The 25451-nt window shown below is 64.9% G+C and carries 25 protein-coding genes and 1 pseudogene; 3 read left to right on the forward strand and 23 right to left on the reverse strand.

Annotation, left to right across the window (positions count from 1 at the left end; genetic code table 11):
* Positions 1-15: 15 nt before the first annotated feature.
* From CIT37_RS07420 to CIT37_RS07435, 4 genes are read right to left on the reverse strand one after another with little or no spacing between them, the layout of a single operon-like run.
* Positions 16-1584, reverse strand: a complete 1569-nt coding sequence (locus CIT37_RS07420) for a GMC family oxidoreductase (protein WP_018321944.1) — start codon at positions 1582-1584, stop codon at positions 16-18.
* 30 nt (positions 1585-1614) lie between these two features.
* Positions 1615-2163 carry a hypothetical protein gene (locus CIT37_RS07425; RefSeq protein WP_038947482.1) on the reverse strand — a complete coding sequence of 183 codons (549 nt, stop codon included), beginning with the start codon at positions 2161-2163 and terminating at the stop codon, positions 1615-1617.
* Positions 2164-2198: 35 nt separating this feature from the next.
* Entirely contained in the window at positions 2199-2594 is a 396-nt protein-coding gene (locus CIT37_RS07430; protein WP_028140132.1) for a VOC family protein, read from the reverse strand.
* Positions 2595-2948 carry a c-type cytochrome gene (locus CIT37_RS07435; RefSeq protein ID WP_334262581.1) on the reverse strand — a complete coding sequence of 118 codons (354 nt, stop codon included), beginning with the start codon at positions 2946-2948 and terminating at the stop codon, positions 2595-2597.
* A 334-nt stretch (positions 2949-3282) separates the two neighbouring features.
* Between CIT37_RS07435 and CIT37_RS07440 the strand changes: the two genes are divergently transcribed.
* Positions 3283-3591, forward strand: a complete 309-nt coding sequence (locus CIT37_RS07440) for a hypothetical protein (protein WP_028140134.1) — start codon at positions 3283-3285, stop codon at positions 3589-3591.
* Positions 3592-3653: 62 nt separating this feature from the next.
* Here CIT37_RS07440 and arfB read toward each other — a convergent pair whose 3' ends face one another.
* The 7 genes from arfB to CIT37_RS07475 all read right to left on the reverse strand — a co-directional run bounded on the left by arfB (position 3654) and on the right by CIT37_RS07475 (position 12645).
* The gene (arfB, locus tag CIT37_RS07445; RefSeq protein WP_095424850.1) at positions 3654-4070 is read right to left on the reverse strand and encodes an alternative ribosome rescue aminoacyl-tRNA hydrolase ArfB; all 417 of its coding nucleotides are present in this window, start codon (positions 4068-4070) and stop codon (positions 3654-3656) included.
* Positions 4071-4187: 117 nt separating this feature from the next.
* Entirely contained in the window at positions 4188-5555 is a 1368-nt protein-coding gene (locus CIT37_RS07450; protein ID WP_161966347.1) for a M16 family metallopeptidase, read from the reverse strand.
* Positions 5552-6946 carry a M16 family metallopeptidase gene (locus CIT37_RS07455; protein ID WP_404515391.1) on the reverse strand — a complete coding sequence of 465 codons (1395 nt, stop codon included), beginning with the start codon at positions 6944-6946 and terminating at the stop codon, positions 5552-5554. Before CIT37_RS07455 ends, CIT37_RS07450 begins: the two co-directional genes overlap by 4 nt.
* Positions 6947-7135: 189 nt before the next feature.
* Positions 7136-7861 (reverse strand): hypothetical protein, encoded by a 726-nt coding sequence (locus CIT37_RS07460; RefSeq protein ID WP_095424807.1) that lies wholly within the window; start codon positions 7859-7861, stop codon positions 7136-7138.
* A 95-nt stretch (positions 7862-7956) separates the two neighbouring features.
* The gene (lspA, locus tag CIT37_RS07465) at positions 7957-8451 is read right to left on the reverse strand and encodes a signal peptidase II (RefSeq protein WP_095424808.1); all 495 of its coding nucleotides are present in this window, start codon (positions 8449-8451) and stop codon (positions 7957-7959) included.
* A 10-nt stretch (positions 8452-8461) separates the two neighbouring features.
* Complete coding sequence (gene ileS / locus CIT37_RS07470) at positions 8462-11470, reverse strand: isoleucine--tRNA ligase (protein ID WP_028140140.1); 3009 nt, start codon at positions 11468-11470, stop codon at positions 8462-8464.
* A gap of 203 nt (positions 11471-11673) precedes the next feature.
* Positions 11674-12645, reverse strand: coding sequence for a bifunctional riboflavin kinase/FAD synthetase (locus CIT37_RS07475; protein ID WP_028140141.1), 972 nt, complete (start codon positions 12643-12645; stop codon positions 11674-11676).
* Positions 12646-12874: 229 nt separating this feature from the next.
* Between CIT37_RS07475 and CIT37_RS07480 the strand changes: the two genes are divergently transcribed.
* Positions 12875-13270 carry a response regulator gene (locus CIT37_RS07480; RefSeq protein WP_008567674.1) on the forward strand — a complete coding sequence of 132 codons (396 nt, stop codon included), beginning with the start codon at positions 12875-12877 and terminating at the stop codon, positions 13268-13270.
* Between the two features lie 186 nt (positions 13271-13456).
* Here the strand turns inward: CIT37_RS07480 and CIT37_RS07485 are convergent, their stop codons facing one another.
* From CIT37_RS07485 to uvrC, 9 genes are all read right to left on the reverse strand, one after another.
* Positions 13457-14311 (reverse strand): TIGR01459 family HAD-type hydrolase, encoded by an 855-nt coding sequence (locus CIT37_RS07485; RefSeq protein WP_028140142.1) that lies wholly within the window; start codon positions 14309-14311, stop codon positions 13457-13459.
* A 15-nt stretch (positions 14312-14326) separates the two neighbouring features.
* A complete protein-coding gene (locus tag CIT37_RS07490) occupies positions 14327-15832 on the reverse strand; it encodes an EAL domain-containing protein (protein ID WP_095424809.1) in 1506 nt (501 codons plus the stop codon).
* 149 nt (positions 15833-15981) lie between these two features.
* Positions 15982-17112, reverse strand: a complete 1131-nt coding sequence (locus CIT37_RS07495) for a YihY/virulence factor BrkB family protein (RefSeq protein WP_095424810.1) — start codon at positions 17110-17112, stop codon at positions 15982-15984.
* Positions 17113-17700, reverse strand: coding sequence for a hypothetical protein (locus CIT37_RS07500; protein WP_095424811.1), 588 nt, complete (start codon positions 17698-17700; stop codon positions 17113-17115).
* A gap of 91 nt (positions 17701-17791) precedes the next feature.
* Positions 17792-18751: a 50S ribosomal protein L3 N(5)-glutamine methyltransferase gene (gene prmB / locus CIT37_RS07505; protein WP_038947474.1), complete on the reverse strand. Its 960-nt coding sequence runs from the start codon at positions 18749-18751 to the stop codon at positions 17792-17794.
* On the reverse strand, positions 18751-19233 hold the full coding sequence (locus tag CIT37_RS07510) for a molybdenum cofactor biosynthesis protein MoaE (protein ID WP_095424812.1): 483 nt from the start codon (positions 19231-19233) through the stop codon (positions 18751-18753). Before CIT37_RS07510 ends, prmB begins: the two co-directional genes overlap by 1 nt.
* Positions 19234-19236: 3 nt before the next feature.
* Positions 19237-19488 carry a molybdopterin converting factor subunit 1 gene (moaD, locus tag CIT37_RS07515; RefSeq protein WP_018318355.1) on the reverse strand — a complete coding sequence of 84 codons (252 nt, stop codon included), beginning with the start codon at positions 19486-19488 and terminating at the stop codon, positions 19237-19239.
* Entirely contained in the window at positions 19485-20102 is a 618-nt protein-coding gene (pgsA, locus tag CIT37_RS07520; RefSeq protein WP_018318354.1) for a CDP-diacylglycerol--glycerol-3-phosphate 3-phosphatidyltransferase, read from the reverse strand. Before pgsA ends, moaD begins: the two co-directional genes overlap by 4 nt.
* 97 nt (positions 20103-20199) lie before the next feature.
* On the reverse strand, positions 20200-22254 hold the full coding sequence (gene uvrC / locus CIT37_RS07525; protein WP_095424813.1) for an excinuclease ABC subunit UvrC: 2055 nt from the start codon (positions 22252-22254) through the stop codon (positions 20200-20202).
* Between the two features lie 235 nt (positions 22255-22489).
* Here uvrC and CIT37_RS07530 point away from each other — a divergent pair, with 235 nt between their 5' ends.
* Positions 22490-23113 carry an outer membrane protein gene (locus CIT37_RS07530; RefSeq protein ID WP_028140149.1) on the forward strand — a complete coding sequence of 208 codons (624 nt, stop codon included), beginning with the start codon at positions 22490-22492 and terminating at the stop codon, positions 23111-23113.
* Positions 23114-23227: 114 nt separating this feature from the next.
* Here CIT37_RS07530 and CIT37_RS07535 read toward each other — a convergent pair whose 3' ends face one another.
* The 3 genes and pseudogenes from CIT37_RS07535 to CIT37_RS07545 all read right to left on the reverse strand — a co-directional run bounded on the left by CIT37_RS07535 (position 23228) and on the right by CIT37_RS07545 (position 25421).
* On the reverse strand, positions 23228-23443 hold the full coding sequence (locus CIT37_RS07535) for a cold-shock protein (protein WP_008544396.1): 216 nt from the start codon (positions 23441-23443) through the stop codon (positions 23228-23230).
* A 268-nt stretch (positions 23444-23711) separates the two neighbouring features.
* Entirely contained in the window at positions 23712-24572 is an 861-nt protein-coding gene (locus CIT37_RS07540; protein WP_095424814.1) for a 23S rRNA (adenine(2030)-N(6))-methyltransferase RlmJ, read from the reverse strand.
* Between the two features lie 155 nt (positions 24573-24727).
* Positions 24728-25421 (reverse strand): annotated as a pseudogene (locus CIT37_RS07545) (ribonuclease T2 family protein).
* Positions 25422-25451: the final 30 nt, after the last annotated feature.

Consider the following 25451-nt stretch of genomic DNA (forward strand, 5'->3'; position numbering starts at 1 on the left):
GACAACACCCCCTCCTCAAATCTCCTTCTTCTGCATCGCCCCCGCGATGTAATCCGCCTGCCGGATCGCCAGCGCGACGATGGTCAGCGTCGGGTTGCAGGCAGCCCCGCTGGTGAACTGGCTGCCGTCCGAGACGAACAGATTCTTGACGTCGTGGCTCTGTCCGAATTTGTTGACGACGCCGTCGCGCGGCTTCTCGCTCATGCGGTTGGTGCCGAGATTGTGGGTGCTCGGATAGGGCGGCGTCGGATAGGTCACGGTGGCGCCGACGGCGTCGTAGACCGCAGCGCCCTGCTTGTAGGCGTGCGCGCGCATCGCGAGATCGTTGGGATGATCGTCGAAATGTACGCTCGCGACCGGCTGCCCGAACTTGTCCTTCACGCGAGGGTCGAGCGTGATGCGGTTGGTCTCCTGCGGCATGTCCTCGCCGACCAGCCACATGCCGGCCATCCTGGGATAACCGTCGAGCGCTGCGGTGAATGGACGGCCCCAGGCGCCGGGATTGAGGAACGCCGCCATGAACGGCAGCCCGATCGACAGCGTCTCCATCTCGTAGCCGCCGACGAAGCCGCGCTTCGGATTGTTGGCGGCTTCATCGCGGATGATCCCGGCCATGGTGGTGCCGCGATACATGTGCACGGACTTCTCGAATACGGCGTAGACGCTGCCGGTCATGTGCCGCATGTAGTTGCGGCCGACCTGGCCCGATGAATTGCCAAGGCCGTCGGGGAACATGGTCGAGGCGCTGTTGAGCAATAGCCGCGGGCTCTCGATCGAGTTGCCGGCGACCGCGACGATGCGCGCCTTCTGCCGTTGCATCGCGCCGCTCTCGTCGGCGTAGACGACGCCGGTGACCTTGCCCCCAGCGTCATGCTCGATCTTGATCGCCATGCTGCTCGGTCGCACTTCGAGATTGCCGGTCGCCTCGCCCTTGGGGATCTCGGTGTAGAGCGTCGACCATTTCGCGCCGGATTTGCAGCCCTGGAAGCAGAAGCCGATCTGCTGGCAGGCGCCGCGGCCGTCGCGCGGCTGGCTGTTGATCGCCATGTTGCCGGTGTGCACCGTCTTGTAGCCGAGCTTCCTGGCGCCGGCTTCCAGCACCTTGAAATTATTGTTGCCGGGAAGGCCGGGAATGCCGTTGGTGCGGGTCACGCCCATCTTGTTCTCGGCCTTGGCGTACCACGGCTCCATTTCGGCGAGGGTAACCGGCCAGTCGAGGAGGTTTGCGCCGGGAAGGTTGCCGTAGGTGCTTTTCACCCTGAACTCGTGCTCGTCGAAGCGCAGCGAGGCGCCGGCCCAATGGGTCGTCGAGCCGCCGACCGCCTTGACGATCCAGGCGGGAAGGCCGGAAAAATCCTTGGCGACGCGCCACGTGCCCGACGTGGTGCGTGCATCGGTCCAGGCGAGCTGGGAAAAACTCTCCCATTCGTCGTTGACGAAGTCGTGGTTCTCGATGCGGGGACCCGCTTCGAGAATGACCACCTTGACGCCCTTCTGCGCGAGCTCGTTGCCCAGCGTGCCGCCGCCGGCACCGGAGCCGACGATCACCACAACGCTGGAGTCGTTCAGATCGAATTTTGCCATATGCGTTCTCCTGAACCGTTGGGGTGGGTCTCAAGCCTTCGGCAGCCAGTCGATGTCGGCGAAGCCACGGTTGATGTAGCCGCCGTGCTCGGCCGAGGAGCCCTCGTAGCCGAAGCGTGGCCAGACCTCCTTCTGGTTGTAGAGCGACACGACGAGGTCGCCGCGCACCTTCTGGAAGAAGTCGCTTCCCTCGATCTCCTTCAAGAGCACGACCCGGTCGGCTTCCCATGGCACTTCGACATAGGGCACCTTGTGGCGATCCCGCGCATTCTGATCGAGCCGCGTGATGCCGTCGCTGATCAGCGACTTGACGGCGGGATCCTTCGCCGCCTTGCCGTCCCACGGCTTGATCGCGGTGATGTAGTAGTTGTCGCCGAGCACGTCGTGCGGGTAGATGTCGCGCGCGACTTTCAGCAATGTCTTCATCGTTGCGGGCGAGAGCGCGCTGGAATCATCGGCCCACGCATCCTCGATGCTCACAGCGACGCTGGTCGCGACGGCCACGACCGGCACGGCGGTCGCTGCGCCCTTGAGAAAGACGCGGCGGCTGTGCTTGCTTCGACGATCGACTTCTCTCATGGCATTCCTCCGTCAATTTTGATTTTATGATTGGATCAGTTGAAACGTCCGCCCCGCTGGATCACCTCGATCTTGTAGCCATCGGGATCGCTGACGAAGAAGAAGCGCGCCAGCGTCCTGCCGTCGTGCTTGAAATCGCGTAAGGGCCCTGGCGCGAGCTTCTCGCGCTCGAAGCGGGCATGCTCGGTCTCGAGATCCTCGACCACGACGGCGAGATGGCCGTAGCCGTCGCCGGGCTGGTACGGCTCCTTGCGATCGAAATTCACCGTCAGCTCGACCTCGAAAGGTGAGGAGGGGTGACGCAGATAGATCAGGGCAAAGTCCGCGAATTTCAGATGGTCGGCGACTTCGAGGCCGAAGGCACGCCGGTAGAAGTCGAGCGAGCGCGCTTCATCAAGCACGCGGATCATGGAATGCACCGGCTTTGCCATTCAGTGCTGCTCCTTCAGGTAAGCGATGATGGCGGCGCGCGTCTCCGGCTTGCCTTGCCGGTAGGCCATGACGACGCCGGGAATGACGGCCTGCGGATTGGTCAGCCACGCGTCGAGCCGGGCTTCGTCCCAGGTGAAATCCGCGTTCGCGAGGCCTTGCGAATACCTGAAGCCCTCGACCTTGCCGGCGGGACGGCCCAAGACCTTGAGCAGCGGCGGTCCCGGGCGCGCCGGCTCCGACAGGCTCAACGTGTGGCACGCCGCGCATTGTTGCTTGAAGAGTGTCGCGCCGGCTGGCGGCATCGCGGCCGGCAAAGGCATTTGCGCGTCGGCAACCCGCACCATCAGCACCATCGCGGTGCACAATCCCAGCACGAACGCGCGCATCGTCTAGAGCCGCCCATCCACATCAACCTGCGCAAACTCTAGGCGGCGTCAGATGGGCGGTGGTAGTAGCGGGCTGTTTCGTAGCGCGCGGAGATGCTCGTGATGCGCACTGTTCCGCGCCGCCTTATATGCGGAGCACAATTCCGCGAAACCGCCGTCAAATCCCTAAACGATCACCACACCATGCGCATTGCATGACGATTGCGCCGCTCGAATTCTCGACGCGATGCAATGGCCCGGTACAGACGAGCGGCGTGAAAGCCGCCGGGCCATTCATCGCGAAAAAATCCAGGAGAAATGGATGAAGTTGGTCAAGACCTCGATGATCGCATGCGCTCTGTCGGCTCTCATTGCGACGCCCGTTCTCGCGCAAAGCGCGCCCCCCACCGCCAAGCCGGGCGGCACCGTGCAGAGCAAACCCATGCAAGGCAGCACGATGGGCAGCGGCGACGAGGAGATGAATGCTCAGCCGGGCGCGGCGGGCGAGAAGGCCGGCATGAAATCGACCAAGGGCACCAGGGGTACGGTCGGCACCACGGGCAGCGCTGCGCACAAGGGAACGGCCGACGATGCGGCGACGGGCGGCGCAGCCCCTTCCAAGCGTTACTAGTCCAGCCGCGTAAGACGGCACAACTCCGGTCGCCTCGCGGCCGGAGTTTTTTGCCGCGCTAATTAGTCGTCGAAGCGCCCGCCACGTCCGGCCTTGACGTCGCTGCGGCGCTTCTTGCCCTCGAGCCGGCGTTGCTTTGAGCCAAAAGTCGGCTTTGTCGCCCGACGCGGCTTTGGCCGCACCATGGCTTCGCGCAGCATCTCCGTGAGGCGGTCGATGGCATCCTGGCGGTTGCGCTCCTGGGTACGGAAGCGCTGCGCCTGGATCACGATCACGCCGTCCTTGGTCATGCGCTGACCGGCGAGGCGGGCGAGCCGAATCGCCGCATCCTCCGGCATGGTCAGCTTGCGCGCGTCGAAGCGCAGCTGCGCCGAGGTCGCGACCTTGTTGACGTTCTGCCCGCCCGGGCCGGAAGCACGGACAAAGCCGATCTCGATGTCGTCCTCGTCGATGACGAGATCGCGGGATATCCGCAGCATGATGGCACCATTCGTGATGTCCGGACATATCGCGGACGTCTGCATTGGGCAATGGTGCTTGGTGGAAACGCAAATGGCCGGGCGAGCCCGGCCATTTCAGGACATCCGAGAGGGACGTCAGTTCGACTTCGTCGCCGGAGCCGCGGAGGGCTGCGCCGCGGCCTGCGGGGCGCGGCCGACGACGACGGTCAGGAGACCCTGGCCCCAAAGGCGCTTGGCGGCGGCCTTGGCGTCGTCCAGCGTCACGGCGTCGACGATGGCATTGCGCTTCTCGATATAGTCGATCGGCAGCTTGTCCTGCTGGTACTGCAGCAGCGCTTGCGCCAGCTTGGAGGAGGTGTCGAGCGCCAGCATCTGCGAGCCCTTGAGGTAGGACTTGGCCTCGTCGAGCTCCTTCTGCGTCGGGCCTTCCTCGGCGATCCGGCGCACTTCCTTTTCGATGGCGTCGATGGTGTCGCCGGCGCGGTCGGTGCGCGTGCCGGTATTGCCGATGAACACCGCCGAATGCTCCATCCAGAGCAGCGATTCGAACACCGAATAGGCGAGGCCTCGCTTCTCGCGGACCTCGCGATAGAGCCGGGAGGACAAGCCACCGCCGCCGAGGATGTGATTGACGACATAGGCCGCCATGAAGTTCGGATCGCTGCGCTTCACCCCTGGGCCACCAAAGGTGATCACGGTCTGCGGCACGTCGAGCGTCACGAAGGCGCGCTGCGGCGGCTTTGCGGCCTCGACGTCCGGAACCGGCGTGAGGTTGGCCTTGGCGGGCAGGCTGCCGAAGGTATGGTCGAGCAGCTTGCCGAGGGTCGCCGGATCGACGTCGCCGACGACAGCGATCTTCAGCCCATCCTTTGCAAGCACGCGGCCGACATAGTCTTTCATGTCGGGGACCGTGATGGTCGGCACGCTGTCGAGGTTGCCGTTGGTCTGCCGGCCATAGGGATGATCGCCGAAGGCGACCTCCAGGAACTTGCGGCTCGCCAGCGAGGTCGGATTGGTGGTCTCGCGGCGCAGGCCCGAGACGACCTGCGAGCGGATGCGTTCGACATCGGCGGTGTCGAAATGCGGCGAGGTCAACGCGCTCCTGAGCAGGTCGAAGGCCTCGTCCTTGTTGTCGCGCAACATGCGCAGGCTGCCGCGGAAGGTGTCGCGGGTGGCGCTGAAGGAGAGCTCGATGGCGCGGCGGTCGAGCCGCTCGTGGAAGGTCTTGGAGTCGAGATCGCCGGAGCCTTCGTCGAGCAGGTCGCCGACCAGGTTGGCGACGCCCGGCTTGTCCTTGGGATCCTGCGCCGAGCCGCCGGCAAAGGAATATTCCATGGCGATCAGCGGCACGGTTGCGTCCTGCACGAACCAGGCTTCGATACCGCCCGGCGAGATCAGGTGCTGGATCTTTGCGGCCGCCTGCGACGGCGAGACCGCAGCGAGCGCGAGCGCAGCGCCGGTGGCAAAAGAGAATGCAGCGCGTCGAAGGAAGGGATAGGTCACGAACGCTTCTCCTCGCGCTTGGTGGCGGCAGTGTCCTTGATCAGATAGCCCGTCACCGAGCGCTTCTTCTCGAGCCATTTCTGCGCAACGGCGCGGACCTGCTCGGCGGTGACCGCGCGGATGCGGTCGGGCCAGCTCCTGATGTCCTCGATCGACAGGCCCGTGGTCAGCGCGCCGCCATACCAGCGTGCCAGCACCGCCTGATTGTCCTGGGCGTAGATCGCCTCAGCGATCAGCTGGGTCTTGACCCGCTCCAGATCCTCGGCGCGGATCGGGTTCTGCGCGACATTGGCGATGACGCCGTCGACCGCCTGCTCGACCTCGGCAAAGCTGACGCCGGGTTTTGGTGAGGCCGAGATCGCGAACTGGGTCGGGTCGAGTGAGATGCTCGAATAGCTGGCGTTGGCGGAGACCGCGAGCGGCTTGTCGACGACGAGGGCGCGGTAGAGATAGGAATTGCTGCCGCTGCCCATCAGCTGCGCCAACACGTCGAGGGCGGCACTCTCACCGGCGGCGGCCGTGGTTGCCGAGGGCACCAGATAATAACGCCGCATGCTCGGCTGCTCGACGCGCGGGTCGGCCAGCGTGACGGTGCGCGGGGCGGCGGGCTCCGGCTCCTGCGGACGGACGCGCCGCGCCGGGATGGCTGATTGCGCCGGGATGGAGCCGAAATTGCGCTCGACCAGCGGGCGGATGTCGGCGGCCTCGACGTCGCCGGCGATCACCAGGATCGCGTTGTTTGGCGCATAGAAGCGGCGGTAGAAGGCGAGTGCGTCCTCGCGGTCGAGCTTCTCGATCTCCTGATGCCAGCCGATCACGGGACGGCCGTAGGGATGATTGAGATAGAGCGCGGCCATGATCTGCTCGTTCAGCCGCGCGTCCGGATTGTTGGCGACGCGCATGTTGTACTCTTCGAGCACCACGTCGCGCTCGGGCAGCACGTTCTCGTCCTTGAGGATGAGGCCGGTCATGCGGTCGGCCTCGAACTCCATCATGGTCGGCAGCTGCTCTTTCGGCACACGCTGGTAATAGTTGGTGTAGTCGACCGAGGTCGAGGCGTTCTCGTTGCCGCCGACGCGAAGCACGGTCTGGGAGAACTCGCCGACGGGGTGCTTCGAGGTGCCCTTGAACATCAGGTGCTCGAGGAAGTGCGCGAGGCCGGACTTGCCCGGCGTCTCGTCGGCCGAGCCGACCTTGTACCAGATCATCTCGGTGACGACCGGCGTGCGGTGATCGGGGATCACCACGACCTGCATGCCGTTGCTGAGCGTGAAGCTGGCGGGCGGGGCCGATGTTACCGTGGTCTGGGCAAGGGCCGCGCCGGCCGAGAGGATGCTCGTCGAAAGCAGCGCGGCAAGGAGGCAGGCAGCCGATCGGTAAGAGGACATCATGATCCTTTTGAAAGGCCGAGATCCGGATGTCCGGCTCGGACGGCACGGCATGCTACACCGCGCGGCTGAGGCTTCGCGTCACGAAGCAGAGACTCAACGCATAGGCAAGTTACTGATCAGCAATTTATGCGCCTCGGCCGGCGTACATGAAGCGCCGGCGCGGGGTTTCGGGTCTGTGGAACAGGAACGCTATTGTTCCTTGTCCTTGCCGGACATGATGTCGAAATAGGTCCGCCGCGACTTGTCCGGCCCGGCGCCATAGGAGTAGTTCGGAGACGGCGTCTGATAGCCCGGCGGCGGCTCGACCAGCGACTGGCGCGGCGGCTCCTCGGTGAATTTCTTTTCTTCGGTGGCGTTGCCGCCCTTCATCATATTCCACAGGCCGCCGGAGAAGCCGAGTTCGGCGGGGCTGAGTGACGGATTGCCGTTGGTGCCCGGCTGGATCGGGTCATTGCTTGTCCGGGGGGCTGCGGCGACCTGGCCGGCCTTCATCTCGGCGGGCGTCAGCTGTCGGGCGGCCTGCCAGTTTTCCGTTTCCTTGGTCGCCTTCTTGCGCGCGGCGATGGCTTCCTTGCGGCGCTTCTCCTCGGGGTCCTTGGGCCAGTTCGGAGCGGCCTTGGCCTGAGTCGCGGGAGGCGGCAGGTCGAGCTTGGGCGGCACCACCAGCGGCGAGCGCTCGCGGTATTCGATGCCGGGCTTTTCCATGCTCTTGGCGCCGATGCCGGACATCAGATTGTCGATGATCTTCTCTTCGAAGGTCATCCCGTCATCTTCCTCGTCGTCGTCACCGGCGCGGGCTGCGCCGGCCGACATGACGAGACCGATGCCGAGCGCGACAGCGGACAATTTCAACGCCTGCCAAAGCCCCGATCGGGGGTCTCGAACCATCGAAATGCTGGTCTTCGAGCTGCGCATTACTGTACCTGTTCCATATTGTGTCAGATCGCCGCTCGCACGCGGCAAACCCTCGCAAAGGCCGGGTTCCACCTGCCGGTCCGTATCGGCCGGGATCAGGGCGCTTTTGCGGCGGGTACCCCCAGGAAGGAATCATACAATAGCGCCGCCACCCCAGCAACGATGGCCACGTCGGCGAGGTTAAACACATACCAATTATAGGTATTTCCGCCGATCTCGATGTGGAGCAGGGCGAAATCGACCACCGCGCCGTAGGCCAGGCGGTCGATGCCGTTGCCGATGGCGCCGCCGATGATCAGGCCCAGCGCGACCGTGGCCAGCTGGGTGTGCGAGCGGGCCATCCAGATCGCCAGCGCGACCACGGCGACGGCCTTGACCGCCATCAGCGCGAGCTGCGCGGCCTGGCTGTCGTTCTGGAGCCAGCCGAAGCTGATGCCGATATTCCAGGCCAGCACCAGGTCGAAGAACGGCGTCACCTTCACCACGCCGCGACGGGCGAGGTCGAACCCGTTCAGCAGCCAGAGCTTCGAGGCCTGGTCGGCCACAAGCGTGACCAGGGCCGCGAGGATGCCGGCGCGGAGCGGGGTCATGGGGTGCCGATCAGACGCTCACGCCCAACGCCTTCCACTCGCGCAGTGCTTGTGCGTCGCGCGGGGTGACGTCGGGGTATTCAGCGTCTTCGCCGACCGTCGGGGAGATCTTCCAGGAGCGGGCGCATTTGGTGCCGACCGCCTTCTCCACCACGACCGCGACACCGGGCACGGCATCGAGCCGGAATGCATCGGCGGGAGCCTCGCCCTCACGCACCTCGTAGTTCGAGGTGATGCAGATTTCGGCCAGGTCGACGTCGAACAGCGTCATCAGCATGTCCCGGTCGGCGACATAAATCACCGGCGAGGCTTCCAGCGACGAGCCGATGTTCTTGGCGGCGCGTTCGAGCTCGAGCGCGCCCGTGACGACACGGCGGACGTTACGGATCGCTTCCCATTTCGCGGCGAGCTTGTCGTCGCGCAAGGCTTCGAGATCGTTCGGGAACTGGGTCAGATGCACCGACGGTTCGGCGTTGGGGCGATACATGCGCCAGCCTTCCTCCGCGGTGAAGCTGAGGATCGGCGCCAGCCATTTCAGGACCGAGGCGCACAACAGGTCGATCGTCGTCAGCGCCGCCTTGCGCGTCGGCGACGACGGCGGATCGCAATAAAGCGTGTCCTTGCGGATGTCGAAATAGAACGCCGAGAGTTCGCTGTTCAGGAAAGCGGACAGGATCGCGACCACCGACTTGAAGTCGAACTCCTGATAGGCCTTGCCGATGGCGGCGGCGCGGATCGCGAGCTCGTGCAGCATCAGCCGCTCGAGCTCGGGCATCTCGGCGGGCGCGACCGCCTCAGTCGGCTTGTAATGATGCAGCGTGCCGAGCATCCAGCGCACGGTGTTGCGCAGCTTGCGGTAGGTCTCGACCGTGTTCTTCAGGATCTCGGGACCGATGCGCTGGTCGTCGGTGTAGTCGCAAGACGCGACCCAGAGCCTCAAGATGTCGGCGCCGGATTCCTTGATGACGGCCTGCGGCTCGATGGTGTTGCCGAGTGACTTCGACATCTTGCGGCCGTCCTCGGCCTGGGTGAAGCCGTGGGTCAACACGATGTCGTAAGGAGCCCGACCGCGCGTGCCGCAGCTCTCCAGCAGCGAGGAGTGGAACCAGCCGCGATGCTGGTCCGAGCCTTCCAGATACATCACCGTGTCGGTGCCGCCGTCGACCTTGCGCTTGATGCCGGCGAGCCCGGGAAACTGCACGGGGTCTTCGAGCACGAAGGCGTGCGTCGAGCCGGAATCGAACCAGACGTCGAGAATGTCGTCGACCTTCTGCCAGTCTTCATTGGCACGCGCGCCCAGGAAGCGCTCGCGCGCGCCTTTTGCGTACCAAGCATCGGCGCCTTCCTGCTCGAAGGCATCGCCGATACGGGTATTGACGGCCTCGTCCTGGAGGATCTCGGCGGAGCCGTCGCCCTTCTCGCGCACGAACACGGCGATCGGCACGCCCCAGGCGCGCTGGCGCGAGATCACCCAATCGGGCCGCGCCTCGATCATGCCGTTGATGCGGTTTTCGCCTGAAGGCGGCACCCATTGCGTCACCGAGATCGCGTGCAGCGCGCGGGCCCGCAGCGTGTCGCCGCTCTTCGCCTTGCCGCTCGCCGCAACGTCCTTGTCCATCGCGATGAACCATTGCGGCGTATTGCGGAAGATCACCGGCTTCTTGGAGCGCCAGGAGTGCGGATATTGGTGCTTGAGCCGGCCGCGCGCCAGCAGCATGCCTCTTTCGACGAGCGCCTTGATCACGGCCTCGTTGGCGTCGCCCTTCTCGCCCTTGTCGTTGATGACACGCTTGCCGGCAAAGCCCGGCGCATGATCGGTGTAGGCGCCGTTCTCGTCGACGGTATAGGGGATTGCCGTGGTGATGCCGCGTGCATCGAGATCGCGCGCCTGCGCCATCCAGGCATCGAAGTCCTCGCGACCATGGCCAGGCGCGGTGTGCACGAAGCCGGTGCCGGTGTCGTCGGTGACGTGGTCGCCGGGCAATAGCGGCACGATGAAGTCGTAGCCGCCGGCAAGGCCCTTCAGCGGATGGGCGCATTCGATCGCGTCCATTGTGTCGCCGGGGATATCGCGCACCTTCTCGAAGGCCGTCACGCGGGCCTGCTTGAAGACCTCTTCAGCGAGCGCATCGGCGAGGATCAGGAGGTCGCCCGTCTTGGTCCAATTGTCGGCGGGCGCGTCCGTCACCTTGTACAGGCCGTAGGCGATCTTCGGCGAGAACGAGATGGCGCGGTTGCCCGGCAGGGTCCACGGCGTGGTGGTCCAGATCACGACGCTTGCGGAGGCGAGAGCGCCGTGCGCGGGCGACGTGACCGGGAATTTCACCCACACCGTATCGGAGGTGTGGTCCTCGTACTCGACCTCGGCTTCGGCCAATGCGGTCTTCTCGACCACGCTCCACATCACCGGCTTGGAGCCGCGATAGAGCGTGCCGTTGGCGGCGAACTTCATCAGCTCGCGCGCGATCTGGGCTTCGGCCGGATAGCTCATGGTGGCGTAGGGATGATCCCAATCGCCGATGACGCCGAGGCGCTTGAACTCCTCGCGTTGCACGCCGAGCCAATGCGTGGCGTAGGCGCGGCACTCCTTGCGGAAGTCGATCATCGCGGTGGAGTCGCGGAAATCGGGCTTCTGCTTGCCCTTCTTGCGATAATGCTCTTCCTCGACCTTCCATTCGATCGGCAGGCCGTGGCAGTCCCAGCCTGGCACGTAGTTGGAATCGAAGCCGAGCATCTGCTGGCTCTTGGTGACGAGATCCTTGAGGATCTTGTTCAGCGCCGTGCCGATATGGATGTTGCCGTTGGCATAGGGCGGGCCGTCATGCAGCACGAACTTGGCGCGGCCCTTCGCGCTCTCGCGCAGTCTCTCGTAGAGGCCGATCTCGTACCAGCGCTTGAGGATCTCCGGCTCGCGCTGCGGCAGGCCGGCGCGCATCGGGAATTCGGTCTGCGGCAGGAACAGGGTCTTCGAATAGTCTTTGGCTTCAGACTTTGGGGACTTTTGCGGCTTTTCGGACATGAGGCTGACTGGCTCGGAAGGGCGCGGGAACGGATGGCGATGCGGAATCGCGGGGTGAAACGACAAAATCCCGGTCTTGCGCCGAGCCCTCAGGCTCAGGCGGAAGCCGGGCCGCTAATCCCTATGATGCGCCGCGCAAACATGGGCTCTCCATAGCAGGGGGCCAAGGGAAGCGCAAAGGTTCGGGGAAGCCGGGTTCGGGCTCAATCGATGGTGCCGAGCCGCGGAAACGCGTCCGGGGCGGCCGCCAGGATGGCGCGGGCACGGGCGGAATCGTCGTCCATCTGCCGGATCAAGGCCTCCAGACTGTCGAATTTCAGCTCCTCGCGAATGAAGCCGACGAAGGCGCAGTCCAGAGCCTGCCCGTAGAGGTCGCCCTTGAAGTCGAACAGGAAGATCTCGAGGAGGGGAGCGCCATTATCAAAGGTCGGGCGGCGGCCGAAGCTCGCCACCCCGTCCAGCCGCTCAGGCCCGCGGCCGACGCGCACCGCATAGATGCCGTGCTTCAATCCGCAATTGGCGTCGAGGCGGATGTTGGCGGTGGGGTAGCCGAGATCGCGGCCGCGCTTCTCGCCGTGGATCACCTCGCCAGTGACGAACCAGGGTGCGCTCAGCATGGTGGTGGCCTCGTCCAGCTGGCCTTCGGCGAGTGCGATCCGGATCGCGCTGGAGGACACCGGCCGCTCGTCGATATCGACATGGGGCTGCACGTCGACCTCGATGCCGAGCCGGGGCGCTTCGTTGACCAGAAGGCTCGGCGAGCCGACGCGGCCTTTGCCGAAATGGAAGTCATAGCCGACCGCGATCCCGCTGACGCCGAGCCGCCCGATCAGGTCATGGTGAATGAAGTCTTGCGCGCTGGTTCCGGCACGGGCCTTGTCGAAGGTCATGACCACGGCGCCGGCAAGCCCGGTGCCGGCCAGAAGCCGCAACTTGGCCCGCTCGTCCGTCAGACGGAATTGAGGGGTGTTGGGGCTGAAAAAACGCCGCGGATGCGGCTCGAAGGTCAATGCCAGCGCAGGGCGGCCCTGCGCCCGGCCCATTTCCAGGGCTGCGGCGATCACGGCGCGGTGGCCGAGATGAACCCCGTCGAAATTGCCCATGGCAACCACGGCACCCCTTGGAATAGCGGAGACCGGCGTGGTGTCGCGGATAATGGTAAAATGCGGAGCCATCAGGGGAATTCTCAAACCGGCAGGACCGGCCGGGACCGTGGCGCGACCGGCCGGATGAAGTCAAGCGGGAGGGGGCGGCCGCATCGAACGCGATTTCAGTTCTTGGGAGGCGTCCCCAATTAACGCGCTGTTTAACGCCTTGGTGCTAGTCCTTGAGCGTGGAACTGCCGGGCTCCGGCTTGGGCAGGTCCGATCGTAATATTCCTGCGTTTGTGTTGGGGGAGTCGAGATGGCGGTTGATTTGTCGATGCCGGTTCTGGTGGTGGATGACTACAGCACCATGATCCGTATCATCAGGAATCTGCTGAAGCAGCTTGGCTTCGAGAACATCGATGATGCCAGCGACGGTTCGGCAGCACTGAACAAGATGCGCGGCAAGAAATACGGGCTCGTGATCTCCGACTGGAACATGGAGCCGATGACGGGTTACGACCTGCTGCGCGAAGTGCGCGCGGATCCGAACCTCGCCACCACGCCCTTCATCATGATCACCGCGGAATCCAAGACCGAGAACGTGATCGCGGCCAAGAAGGCCGGCGTGAACAACTACATCGTCAAGCCGTTCAACGCGGCGACGCTGAAGACCAAGATCGAGGCGGTCTTCCCGGACATGGCGAGCGCGTAAGCGCCGCCTGATCCAAACACAGCTTTCTACAGAGATCGTCATGCCCGGGCTTGTCCCGGGCATTTGGCGTTACCGTCGTTCCGGGGCGCACGAAGGGGCGAACTATGGTGCGCGATTGCGCACCTGAGAACCTCGAGATTCCGGGTTCAGTGCTGCGCACTGCCCCGGAATGACGGAGCTAGAAAATCACCACTTCAGTTCGCGCATCAGCGCCTTCGGCGGGTGGCCGAACAATTCCATCACCGATGCCGGGTCGAGCTGGTCGAGACCCTCGAACTCCTCGGCATGGATGCCGCGGGTCACGAACAGGCAGTCGATGCCGAATTCGCGCGCGCCGGTTAAGTCGGTGCGGACGGAATCGCCGATCGCCAGCACTTTCTTCCGGTCGATCGGGTGGCCCTGGCGTTCGCCGGCGAGTGCCATCGCGCGCTCGTAGATCGGACGGTGCGGCTTGCCGTAGAAGATCACCTCGCCGCCGAGCTCGCGATAGAGCTCCGCGATGGCGCCGGCGCAATAGATCAGCCGGTCGCCGCGTTCCACCACGATGTCGGGGTTGGCGCAGACCAGCGTCAGCTTGCGCTCGCGCGCCTTCAGCATCATGCCGCGATAGTCTTCCGCCGTTTCGGTCTCGTCGTCATAGAGGCCGGTGCAGACGATGTAGTCGGCTTCCTCCAGCGGCGCGGTTTTCGCATCGAGGCCGCGATAGATCGAGTTGTCGCGCTCGGGGCCGAGCCAGAACATCTTGCGGCCGGGATGCTCGGCGACATAGAGCCGGGTCAGGTCGCCCGAAGACACGATCGCGTCATAGGTCTCGTCGGCGACGCCGAGCTTGCGCAATTGCCGCTGCACGCTATCGGCCGGGCGCGGTGCGTTGGTGATCAGGATCACCGTACCCCCGCGGCTGCGATAAGTGTGCAGCGCCTCGCAGGCCTCGGGGAAGGATTCGAGGCCGTTATGGACCACGCCCCAGATGTCGCTGAGCACGACATCGACACCGCCCACGAGCTCGCGCAGGCTTTCGGCGAAATGCAGCGTGGTCATGATGCGCAGCGCCGATCAGATGCGGCGCGCGAGCGCCGCGTTGCCGGTGATGCGTTGCGCCGGAGGAGCGGCTGACGTTGCGCCAGGTGTCGCGCCAGATTTCGTACCTTGGCTGGGGGGAGCGGAGCCATTGGATCCCTGAATGTCCTGCGCCTGGTTCGGCGAGGCCCCGCCGGTAGCAGATGCCCCCTCAGGCCGCAATGGCCGGGGCGGCGCGAACAGGAACCCCTGGCCGAACCGCACGTCATAGTCGAGCAGGTCCACGACCGCACGCTCGCCTTCGATCCGCTCCGCGATCAGGTCGATGCCGAAGCGGCCGAGCAGGTCGGAGAGGTCGGAGGGATGGATGTCCGAGGCCGAGGCCTGCCTGGGGTCGAGCAGCAGCGTGGCCGGCACCTTGATGAAGCGCACCCCGCGGTCGGCCAGCTCGCGCGGCTCGATGCGCAAATCGGTGACATGGTCGATCGAGAAACGGAAGCCGCGCTGAGCGAGCGCCGCGAGATTCTCGGTCTCGGCCGCGCCGAGACTGCGGAAGGTCGATTGCTTGAACTCCAGCACCAGCGAGGGCGCCAGCGCCCGGTTGGCTTCGAGAAAGTCGAGGCATTGCGCGAAGGTGGTGGAATTGCCCAGCGTGGAGGCCGCGACGTTGCAGAACACGCCGACGTCCTTGTTGCGCACCATCAGGCGCCGCAGCACCTGCACACAGCGCAGCATCACCATGTTGTCGATGCGACCGATCAGCCCGGACGCTTCCGCGATGCTGATGAACTCCTCCGCGGCGATCAGCTGGTCGCGCTCGTCACGCAGGCGCGTCACCGCCTCGTAGAATCGCACCTTGCGTTGCGGCAGCGTGACCATCGGCTGCAGGAAGATGTCGATGCGGTTTTCATCGATAGCGTTGCGCAGCGTCGCCAGCAGCTGGGTCTGGTTGCGCCCGGTGACTGCCGGAACCGGATTGGCGGCCTGGCTCTGGATCGCCGGTGCCGGTCGTGACGGCGGTGCGGGCAACGGGGGAGGGGCCGCCGGCCGCTCCTCGAACGGCGCAATCAGGTCGATCGGCGCCTCCGGCTCCAGCCTGGCGATCGGAGCGGGAACGGGAGCCGGCGCTGGCGCATGGCCGGCCAACAGATCCTCATGGGTCGATACGGTGGTGGCGAGCTGCCTGACCAATCCGCCGAGCTCGTTGATCTCGCCGACCACCGACTGGATGCGGTCGGAGTTGGTCGAATTGGACGAGGCGATGCGTCCCTCGATCGCGGCTAACCGGCGGCCGAACTCGGCCACCTGGCGGGCGAGATCGGCGGTGCCGCGCGACAAATCGGCGATCTGGCCGCCGACGTCGCTGCGGTCGCGCAGCCGCATCGACACCGCGTTGTAGAGGATCAGGAAGGTCAGCGCGGTCAGGGCCACGATCGCGGATTCGGTTCCGCTGATGCCGGCGACGGCGTAGAGCACAAGCCCGAGCGAGGCCGCGACCAGTACCATGCAGATGGCGATGAAGATCGTCGAAATGCGAATCATGCCGCGCGTTACGCCTCAAAGAGCTGACTGCCTCACCCGGGAAAACACGGGTCACTGTGCGAACCCGTCACGCCTCATGCTCCCCCTAGGCCGTATGAGCTTAGCATCATTGTTGATTCGAGGGGATAGCAGCCCGTTCCCGGGCGCGGTCAGGCTGGCGCGGCGGCTCCGACCGTGTCGGCCGAGACGGCGTCGCGGGTGCCGAGCGGCTTGGATGGCCCTTCGGTCGTGTCCTTCAGCGTCTGCCGTTCGATCTCCGAATTCAGCTCGGCGCCGAACATGATGACGATCGCCGACATCCACATCCAGGTCATCAAACCGATTGCGGCGCCGAGCGAGCCGTAGGTCGCATTGTAGTTGGCAAACTCGGAGAGATACCAGGAGAGCAGCGCCGAGCCGGCAATCCAGAGAATGGCGGCAATCACCGCGCCGAGGCTGAGCCATTGCCAGCGCGGCGCATCGCGGCTGGGCGCGAAGCGGTAGAGGATCGCAAGCGCCACCAGCAGGACGAGGAACATGAGCGGCCATCGTGCCAGCGCCACGATCAGCTTGCTTTCGGGCGCCATGCCGAGATGATTGAGCGCCAGCGGGAAGGCAACGACAAGCCCCACCATCACCAGCAGCGCCACGATGCCACCGACCGTGAAGGCCAGAGACACCATATTAAGCTTGATGAAGCTGCGCTTCTCGCGCTCCTCATAAGCGACGTTGAGTGCATCGAAGATCGCCTTGACGCCCGCATTGGCGCTCCAGATCGCCAGCACAAGGCCGAACAGGAACGTCGCACCGAGCGTGGTACTGCCATGTGAGACCACGCGCGCCACCTGCTCCTCGACGATCTGGAACGAGCCCTCAGGGAGCATCGTCGCGAGCGTCTGCAGATTGGCGCTGATCGTCTTAGGATCGGCGAACAGGCCGTAGGAGGAAACCAGCGCCGTAACCGCCGGAAAGATCGCGAGCAGCCCAAAGAACACGACGCCGCCCGCTGTCGCCAGAAGGCGATCCTCGTCGATGCGCTGATAGGTCCGCCAGAAGATATCCTTCCAGCCCTTCCAGGGGATCTCAAGCGGGCTCTTGGCGCGGCGGCCATGGCCGGGCTGCACGGCCGCGCGCGCGGGGTGCGTCTCCGGAGAATTCGCCTCGCCTTTGCGATGGTCTTGCGGCGGCCCCGATGGGACCAGGTCCCTGTCCTGAAAGTAGCGCTCCGCCGTCAGCACGAAGACGGCCGTCGCCGCCACCAGCAGCCAGGAGTCGAGCTGTTCGGAGCGCCGCACCAGCATTCAAGCGTCCAATCTTTGACCGTGACGTCTGCGGCGCGCCGCCGTAAACCCCGCCAGCCCAATCGCCGCGAGCATCAGGCCAAGCTGCACGGGCCGGTTGGTGCGAACGGGTGAGGCCCTTCTGCCATGGCCGCGCTCGCCCGGCGCGAGCGGCACCAGGGGAATCGTCGTCGCGACCTCCTTCATCGCCTGCTTGACCGTTCCGCGCGGAATCCGAGGGGAGGCGATCGCAACGCGCATCCGGCTGGCGAGCGGTACGATCTGCTTGGTCGGCCGCTTCATCATCGCCATGGCGACGCCGGCGCAGACCGCGGCGAGCACCAGCAGCACGGCGGCGACGGCACCAAAGCCCCAGAATTGTCCGTAGGTGATTGCAATCCAGCGGTAGAGGGCGATCAGGCCGACGAAGAAGGTCGCGATCACGAACAGCCCGGCGACCGCGAACAGACCGGCCGCGACCGCGTAGGACGTCGCGCGCCCGGTGGCCTGGCTGGTGCGGTCACGCAAATAGGATTGCGCGGCGCGCTTGAGGTGGTTGAGTTTCAGCGCCATGCCGGCGCGCAGCAATTCGCCCGATGGCGCGAGCATGCGGACATCCTCCGAGAGCGAGAAAATTCGTTCGGGGGATGAACGTGGCGGAATTTGACTTGTTCCGACGGAGCTCCGTCCGTTTGGTGAATCAGGCGAGATCGGCGGCCGCGATCCAGAACACCTCGCCCTCGGAGTCCTCGGTGTCGAGCCAGAGCAGCGGCAGTTCCGGAAAGGCCTCGTCGACCAATTCCCGGCCGCGGCCGATCTCGCAGATCAGTCCGCCGTCCGGGGTGAGGTGATCGGGCGCCTCAGCCAGGATGCGGCGGACCACGTCGAGGCCGTCGGCGCCGCCGTCGAAGGCGAGCTTGGGTTCGGCCCGGCACTCAGGCGGCAGTGCGGCCATGCCTTCTGCGTCGACATAGGGCGGGTTGGTGATGATCAGGTCGTAACGCGCATCGCCGAGCGGGGCGAACAGATCGCCGCGATACAGGCTGATCCGGTCCTCGAGCCCGTATTCGCCGACATTGCGCGTGGCGACCTCGAACGCGCCCTTGGAGATGTCGACGGCATCGACGGCGGCGTTCGGGAAATGATGCGCGGCGAGGATGGCGAGGCATCCCGATCCCGTGCAGAGATCGAGCACGCGCTCGACGCCCGTAGGGTCGTCGATCAGCGCTCCAGCATTGCCTTCGCCGCCGAAATGCGACTCCAGGAGCTCGCCGATGAAGGAGCGTGGAACGATGACGCGCTCGTCGACATAGAAGGGCAGGCCGCGCATGTAGATCTTGTTGACCAGATAGGCGGCCGGCTTGCGCGTGGTGACGCGTTGATGGACGAGGTCGAGGATGGTCTTGCCTTCCGCCGCCGTGACCCGTGCGTTGGCAAAAATCTCGAACTGCTCGGGATTGAGATGCAGCGCTTCGCTCACCAGGAAGGCTGCTTCGGCAATCGGATCGGTCGTCCCGTGCGCAAAGGCGAGCTCGGCTTCGACAAAGCGGCTCACCCCGTAGCGGACGAAATCGAGCAGCGTGAGAAGTTCGCCCGGGCCGACTTTGGCGAGCTTGGGCGCGGCGCGGCCGCCGACGGTCTTTTTGGATGCTTTTGCCATCAGGATCGGGTCCAGCGCGCGGCGGCCTCGTCGTCACGGGCGTGGGCCTCGACCCAGCCGGTGCCGGCTTCGCTCTCTTCCTTCTTCCAGAACGGGGCACTGGTCTTGAGGTAGTCCATCAGGAACTCGGCGGCATGGAATGCGGCCTGGCGGTGCTGCGAGGCGGTCAGCACCAGCACGATGTTCTGGCCCGGCATGAAGCGGCCGACGCGATGGATCACGGTGACGCCGTTCAGCGGCCAGCGCGAGGTCGCCTCGTCGGCATGACGCCTGATCTCTTCCTCGGCCATGCCAGGATAGTGCTCGAGCGTGAGCGCGGCGACCTTGGCGCTGTCATCGTCCGCGCGGCAGATGCCGGAGAAGCTCACGACCGCGCCGATGTCGGTCCGGCTCTTGGTCAGGACCGCGATCTCGCGCGCGATGTCGAAATCGTCTTCTTGAATACGGATGGTGACGGGGCAGCTGGCGACAGGGGAAGACATGGCCTAACCGCCGGTCATCGGCGGGAAGAACGCGATCTCGCGGGCGCCCGCGATCGCGGCATCCGATTTGACATGGGCATGGTCGATCGCGGTGCGGATCACCTTCGGCTTCTCGAATGCGTAGGCATAGGCCTCGCTCTGGCCGGACAGCCAGGCGATCAGCTCCTCGACGGTGCGCACGGTCGCCGGCGGCTCGATGGTCTCCTCCGCCTTGCCGACGCGCTCGCGCACCCAGGCGAAATATTTCACCTTCATCCCTCGTCCTCCTTGATGAGGTGATGGATGCCGGCGCGGAAATAATCGTAGCCGGTGTAGATAGTCACGATCGCCGAGGCCCACAGCAGCGCGAGGCCAATCATCGAGACGACGGGCACCACCTCGTCGCCGGCGGGTCCCGCGAGCAGGAAGCCGATGGCGACCAGCTGGACCGTGGTCTTCCACTTCGCAAGCTTGGTCACGGGCACGCTGACCCTGAGCGCGGCGAGGTATTCGCGCAGGCCCGAGACCAGGATCTCGCGGCACAGGATGACGATGGCGGCCCACAACGACCAGCCATGGATGATGCCGTCGGCGGCCAGCATCAGCAGGCACGAGGCGACCAGCAGCTTGTCGGCGATCGGGTCGAGCATCCGGCCGAACGCCGATTGCTGATTCCAGATCCGCGCGTAATAGCCGTCGAGGTAATCGGTGACCGCGGCCGCGATGAAGAGGGCCACCGCCACCCAACGCAGCCAGAGCGGCTGATCCAGAATCGACTGCGCATAGATGCATCCGACGACAACCGGGATCGCGGCGATCCGGCCATAGGTCAGGATGTTGGGGAGGGACATCGCGCGGCTGGTCGTCCCTCGTGTGGTGGCGATGTTCATCCGTCCTACCAATACCGCTGCTGCCTGAACGTCAACCGTCCCGCGCACCAAATGAGGTGCGGACACGACGATCATATGACTGCGGTCCCCCTTTAATTCATCCCGGCTGGGGATGGAAATACTCGAAAATCCTGCGCGCGCTCTCGGCACTGACCCCCGGAACCTTGCCGAGATCGGCGATCGAGGCCCGTTCGATCTCCTTCAGGGTTCCGAAATGATGCAGCAAGGCACGTTTGCGTGACGGGCCGATGCCCGGAATTTCCTGCAAACCAGCCTCGCGGATATCCTTCTTGCGCAGCTTGCGGTGGGAGCCGATGACGAAGCGGTGGGCCTCGTCGCGCAGCCGCTGGATGAAATAGAGCACGGGATCGCGCGGCTCCAGCTTGATCGCCTCACGCTCCGGCATGAACAGGGTCTCGCGGCCGGCATCCCGGTCCGGTCCCTTGGCGACTGACATCAGCGACACCTGGGTCAGGCCGAGATTTGCAAAGATCTCGCGCACGGCGTTGAGCTGGCCGCGGCCGCCGTCGATGATGACGAGATCGGGCCATTGCGGGAAATCGTCGTCCTTGGCTTTGGCCGCCCCTTCCTCGGGCGGATTGATCAGGCGCTTGAAGCGCCGCTCCAGCACCTCGCGCATCATGGCGAAGTCGTCGCCCGGCGTGATCCCTTCCGACTTGATGTTGAACTTGCGGTACTGGTTCTTCACGAAACCGTCGGGGCCGGCGACGATCATGGCGCCGACCGCATTGGTGCCCTGGATGTGGCTGTTGTCGTAGACCTCGATGCGCTTGGGCGAGTGCGGCAGGCTCAGCGTCGTGGCGATGGCGTCGAGCAGGCGGCTTTGAGTGGCGGTGTCCGCGAGCTTGCGGCCGAGGGCCTCGCGCGCATTGGTCAGCGCGTGGGCGACGAGTTCCTTCTTCTCGCCGCGCTTGGGCGCGGTGACCTCGATCTTGTGGCCGGCCTTGATCGATAGCGCATTGGCGAGCAGCTCGCTCTCCTCGATCTCGTGCGAGAGCAGGATGTTCCTCGGCGGCGGCTTGTCGTCGTAGAACTGGGCGAGGAAGGAGCCGAGCACCTCTTCGGGGGTGTACGTCTTCTCCGCGCGCGGAAAATAGGCCCGGTTGCCCCAGTTCTGGCCGGTGCGGAAGAAGAACACCTCGACGCAGGAGAAGCCGCCCTCCTGATGGATGGCGAACACGTCGGCTTCCTCGACGGTGCGCGGATTGATGCCCTGCTGCGACTGGATCGCCGACAAAGCGGCGAGGCGGTCGCGGTAGAGTGCGGCGCGCTCGAACTCGAGCTCACCGGACGCCTTCTCCATCTCGCCCGCAAGCTCCTGCTTCACCGCATGGCTCTTGCCGGACAGGAAGTCGCTCGCCTCGCGCACCAGGGTCGTATAGCCGGGAAAGTCGATCTCGCGGGTGCAGGGGCCGGCGCAGCGGCGGATCTGGTAGAGCAGGCAGGGCCGGCTGCGGCTCTCGAAGAAGGAATCCGTGCAGGAGCGGATCAGGAAGGCGCGCTGCAGCGCCGTGATGGTGCGGTTGACCGCGCCGGCGGAGGCGAACGGACCGAAATAGCGCCCGGGCCGGCTCTGCGCGCCGCGATGTTTCAGGATCTGCGGCGCCCAATGGTCACCGGTGATCAGGATGTAGGGAAACGATTTGTCGTCGCGCAGCTGCACGTTGAAGCGCGGCCGCAGCTGCTTGATGAGGTTGGCTTCCAGCAGCAACGCCTCGGTCTCGGTGTTGGTCGAGACGATCTCCACGGTGACCGTGGCCGCGATCATGCGCAGGATGCGGGCCGGCTGTGGCGCATTCTGGCGCGCATAGTTGGAGAGGCGCTTTTTGACGTTCTTGGCCTTGCCGACATAGAGCACGTCGGCATTCGCATTGAGCATGCGATAGACGCCGGGCGAGGTCGGGGCGAGCCGGACCGCGCGCTCGATCGCCTCATGGCCGGACGCCAGCGGGCCTTCGCCGACGGCGCCGCTCTCTTCCAGGATATCGGGCAGCCGCGCATCGTCCTCGTCATCGCCGCCGCTGGTGGCGGGATCGAGATCCGGAGGCGTCTCGGCTGGGACGTCCGGCGCGGTGCCACGCACGGGTTTGGGCGCGCGGTCGTCCGGATTGTCGGTGGAATCGTGAACCATGGAGGGAATTTAGGCGCTGGGGGTGCCGATTTGAAGTTCCGGCCGTGCGGCACGCACAGGATGGCGCCGCAGTTCCCGGTAACGCTTGCTTAAGCCTGTTAACAGCGCGGTAACCCGGCTTAACAGCCCTTTAACTTAAAACTCTCGATAAATCTTACGCGAAAAGGTCGTGGTTCCGTAACCATGCGGTTTGCCTGGCGCCGCACCGGTGACGGCAGTTGCGTTGGAGTGTGTGATGAAGAGGCTCGTTGTGGGCGCAGCCGCGTTGGTTGCCGCCGGCTGGACAGCTTCGGCGGAGGCCGCCGACATGAATTACGGTCAGCGCGCGCCCTATACCGTCAACCAGCCGCTCAACGCGTATAGCTGGGCAGGCCCCTATCTCGGCGGCAACATCGGCTATGAATGGGGCTCGGTGGACAACAACCCCTCGAAGCCGTCGGGCTTCGTCGGCGGCGTGCAAGCCGGTTACAACTTCCAGAATGGCCCGTTTGTGTTCGGCGTCGAGGGCGACATCCAGGCCGCCGGTGCCGACGACACCTTCGCACCGTGGAAATTCTCCAATCCGTGGTTCGGCACCCTGCGCGGCCGCGCCGGCTATGCCTTCAGCAACGTGCTGTTCTATGGCACCGCCGGCCTCGCCTTCGGCGAGCTGCGTGCGCAGACCTTCGGCTGGACGGAATCGCACACCACCGCCGGCTGGACCATCGGCGCCGGTGCGGAAGTCGGTCTGGCCCCCAACTGGAGCGCCAAGCTGGAATATCTCTACATCGATCTGTCGACGACACAGTTCGCAATTACAGGGGTGTCAAACGGCTATAGCGCCAGCGTTGTGCGCGCAGGCGTGAACTATCGTTTCTGATAGCTGAAGAAGAAAATACCGGACCACAACCTCCCGGCCGCTCGCGGCCGGGAATTTTTTGCGCCAGGTATTTTTTGCGCCAAGTATTGCGCCGAATGTTGTGCGTCAGGCCCGCTAGGACAGGATGACCAGATTGACCGCCTTCGGTCCCTTCCCCTTCTTGTCGGGTTCGACTTCGAAAGTAATACGCTGTCCTTCCGCAAGGTCCTTCAGTCCGGCTCGCTCCACAGCAGTAATATGTACGAATACGTCGCGGCCGCCGTCGTCAGGCTTGATGAAACCGTAGCCGCGTTCGCCGTTGAAAAACTTGACCGTTCCCGTCATGGCCATCGGGAAACTCCCCCTCATTGCTCCTCCGCCGCGACGCAGACTCACGTCACGACATGACCGGGCACTACGGAGCCCGGGAGCTGGCCATCCTTGGGCGGACCGCTGGCGGTCCGGCCGGATCTTTCTTAGGCCTTCACTCCGCCGCAACCATTCGCGGAAGCGGAACGTAAAGCCAGTCACGGAAACAGCATAATACGGTTCTCTGCAGATTGACTACCGCTCCTGCATATTTTTCCCAAGAATGCCGGAGTGTTACGGCTTCTTGGCTCTAGGGCTTGGGCACCTCCAATCGGAATCTGGCAGCACCACCTTGGCCGAGCGGCATTTCCAGCTCGGGCAGGATCGTCTTGAGCTCGCCCTGCAGCGTGTAGGGCGGATTGACGATCAGGAGCCCGGTGGAGGCGAGAGCCCCGCCATCGAGCTGAGGCGCGACGCTGAACTCGAGGCGCAGACAATTTCCCGGCGGCTTTGCTGCAGCTGCGAGCCGCGCCACCGTTTGGACCAGTGTGTCGGTGGCGCGCCGGTTCTTGGCGGGATACCAAATGACATAGATGCCGGTCGGCCATTTCGCGAAGGCGGTGGAGAAGGCTTCGCCCAGCCGCTCGAACTCGTCCTTGGCCTCGAAGGGCGGATCGATCAGCACGAGGCCGCGCCGCTCCTTCGGCGGCACGAAGGCCGGCAGCGCCACCCAGCCGTCGAGGTCGACCACGCGCGCCTGTTCGTCGCGGCGCAGCACGGCGATCAGCGCTTTCCGCGCCTTCGGCTCGAGCTCGCAGGCGACGAGTCGGTCTTGCGGCCGGAGCAGGCCGCGCGCAATCAACGGCGAGCCCGGATAGGCTTTGAGCTCACCCTTCGGATTGAAGGCGCGGACGATATCGAGATAGGGTTGTACCAGCGCCAGGGTCTCGTTCGACAGGCGTGCCTGCATCAGCCGCGCGATGCCGGTCAGCCATTCGCCGCCCCGGCGCGCCTCGTCGCTGTCGAGATCGTAGAGGCCGGCGCCGGCATGGGTGTCGATGACGCGGAACGCCCCCGGCTTGTCCTGCAGATAGGTGATGATGCGCGCCAGCACGATGTGCTTGATGACATCGGCGAAGTTGCCGGCGTGGAAGGCGTGACGGTAATTCATGGCGGAGAGTTACGACATCGCGCGATGAAAGTAACTGCCGTCATTCTCCGGGGCGGTGCGCAGCACCGAGCCCGGAATTCATTTCGCCACCGGCTATGCGGGACAATGGTTTCTTCGCGCTTCGCGGCCCCGGAATGACGGTCTGAGAAGTCGGCCTATCCGCCCCTGATCGGCGGCATGGTCACCTGATCGCGGCGGCAAGTGCGGCGTTCGATCTCGTCGCAAGCGCGGAATTGCAGGTTCCTTGCTGAGGCAGATACGGACCTCGGACAGCCGCGTCCGGTTGCAGGTGACCGAGACGGCGGCATTGCTCAGTCCCGGATTGGCCTTGATGAAGGCTTCCTCGACCTCCGCCGGCGCCACGGACTTGGCCTGCGGCAAATCGAGATATTCGGTCGGGATCTTGATCGCAGCGCGCGCCTTGCGGATCGTCTCGAAATAACTGCGGCCCTCGAGGCCCGAGCAGGTGCCGTGCTTGTCCCATTCGTTGAAGATCAGGCCCGGCGCCGGCATCAAATCGAGCATCGAGGAGACGATGCTGCGGTTCAGCCGCGGTGCGGGCCGCTGGCAATATTCCGGGAAGCCGTTCTCATATTGCGGCCACAGCCCATGCACCACGAAGGCGTAGGGCCGACCGCTGCACTGGATCTGCGAGCGGCCGCCACGCTCGGCCGCCTCCTCGCAGAACGAGGGCGACCACGATAGCGACAGCACATAGAAGTCGAATTCGCCGGGCGCGTTCTGCCGCTTGTCCTGGGCGCTTGCGCTGCCGGCGAGCAAAGCCAGTCCGGCGGCAAGGGTCAGGGAGATCACGAGACGGGAAAACAAATGCAATCTGGAATGAAACATGGCGACGCCCCTCAACTAGACTGTGCGAGG

This window comes from Bradyrhizobium ottawaense (assembly GCF_002278135.3).
Lineage (GTDB): Bacteria > Pseudomonadota > Alphaproteobacteria > Rhizobiales > Xanthobacteraceae > Bradyrhizobium > Bradyrhizobium ottawaense.

Bases quoted from the DNA above. Each gene is read 5' to 3' on its own strand.
- CIT37_RS07485 (WP_028140142.1), bottom strand. From the start codon at position 14,311: ATGACCACGCTGCATTTCGCCGAAAGCCTGCGCGAGCTCGTGGGCGGT.
- prmB (WP_038947474.1), bottom strand. From the start codon at position 18,751: ATGGCAAAAGCATCCAAAAAGACCGTCGGCGGCCGCGCCGCGCCCAAG.
- CIT37_RS07480 (WP_008567674.1), top strand. From the start codon at position 12,875: ATGGCGGTTGATTTGTCGATGCCGGTTCTGGTGGTGGATGACTACAGC.
- CIT37_RS07495 (WP_095424810.1), bottom strand. From the start codon at position 17,112: ATGCTGGTGCGGCGCTCCGAACAGCTCGACTCCTGGCTGCTGGTGGCG.
- uvrC (WP_095424813.1), bottom strand. From the start codon at position 22,254: ATGGTTCACGATTCCACCGACAATCCGGACGACCGCGCGCCCAAACCC.
- lspA (WP_095424808.1), bottom strand. From the start codon at position 8,451: ATGACCCCGCTCCGCGCCGGCATCCTCGCGGCCCTGGTCACGCTTGTG.
- CIT37_RS07535 (WP_008544396.1), bottom strand. From the start codon at position 23,443: ATGGCCATGACGGGAACGGTCAAGTTTTTCAACGGCGAACGCGGCTAC.
- CIT37_RS07435 (WP_334262581.1), bottom strand. From the start codon at position 2,948: ATGGTGCTGATGGTGCGGGTTGCCGACGCGCAAATGCCTTTGCCGGCC.
- CIT37_RS07540 (WP_095424814.1), bottom strand. From the start codon at position 24,572: ATGAATTACCGTCACGCCTTCCACGCCGGCAACTTCGCCGATGTCATC.
- CIT37_RS07530 (WP_028140149.1), top strand. From the start codon at position 22,490: ATGAAGAGGCTCGTTGTGGGCGCAGCCGCGTTGGTTGCCGCCGGCTGG.
- CIT37_RS07510 (WP_095424812.1), bottom strand. From the start codon at position 19,233: ATGTCTTCCCCTGTCGCCAGCTGCCCCGTCACCATCCGTATTCAAGAA.
- CIT37_RS07430 (WP_028140132.1), bottom strand. From the start codon at position 2,594: ATGGCAAAGCCGGTGCATTCCATGATCCGCGTGCTTGATGAAGCGCGC.
- CIT37_RS07460 (WP_095424807.1), bottom strand. From the start codon at position 7,861: ATGCGCAGCTCGAAGACCAGCATTTCGATGGTTCGAGACCCCCGATCG.
- ileS (WP_028140140.1), bottom strand. From the start codon at position 11,470: ATGTCCGAAAAGCCGCAAAAGTCCCCAAAGTCTGAAGCCAAAGACTAT.
- pgsA (WP_018318354.1), bottom strand. From the start codon at position 20,102: ATGAACATCGCCACCACACGAGGGACGACCAGCCGCGCGATGTCCCTC.
- CIT37_RS07440 (WP_028140134.1), top strand. From the start codon at position 3,283: ATGAAGTTGGTCAAGACCTCGATGATCGCATGCGCTCTGTCGGCTCTC.
- arfB (WP_095424850.1), bottom strand. From the start codon at position 4,070: ATGCTGCGGATATCCCGCGATCTCGTCATCGACGAGGACGACATCGAG.
- CIT37_RS07455 (WP_404515391.1), bottom strand. From the start codon at position 6,946: ATGATGTCCTCTTACCGATCGGCTGCCTGCCTCCTTGCCGCGCTGCTT.
- CIT37_RS07420 (WP_018321944.1), bottom strand. From the start codon at position 1,584: ATGGCAAAATTCGATCTGAACGACTCCAGCGTTGTGGTGATCGTCGGC.
- CIT37_RS07475 (WP_028140141.1), bottom strand. From the start codon at position 12,645: ATGGCTCCGCATTTTACCATTATCCGCGACACCACGCCGGTCTCCGCT.
- CIT37_RS07425 (WP_038947482.1), bottom strand. From the start codon at position 2,163: ATGAGAGAAGTCGATCGTCGAAGCAAGCACAGCCGCCGCGTCTTTCTC.
- CIT37_RS07500 (WP_095424811.1), bottom strand. From the start codon at position 17,700: ATGCTCGCGCCATCGGGCGAATTGCTGCGCGCCGGCATGGCGCTGAAA.
- CIT37_RS07490 (WP_095424809.1), bottom strand. From the start codon at position 15,832: ATGATTCGCATTTCGACGATCTTCATCGCCATCTGCATGGTACTGGTC.
- moaD (WP_018318355.1), bottom strand. From the start codon at position 19,488: ATGAAGGTGAAATATTTCGCCTGGGTGCGCGAGCGCGTCGGCAAGGCG.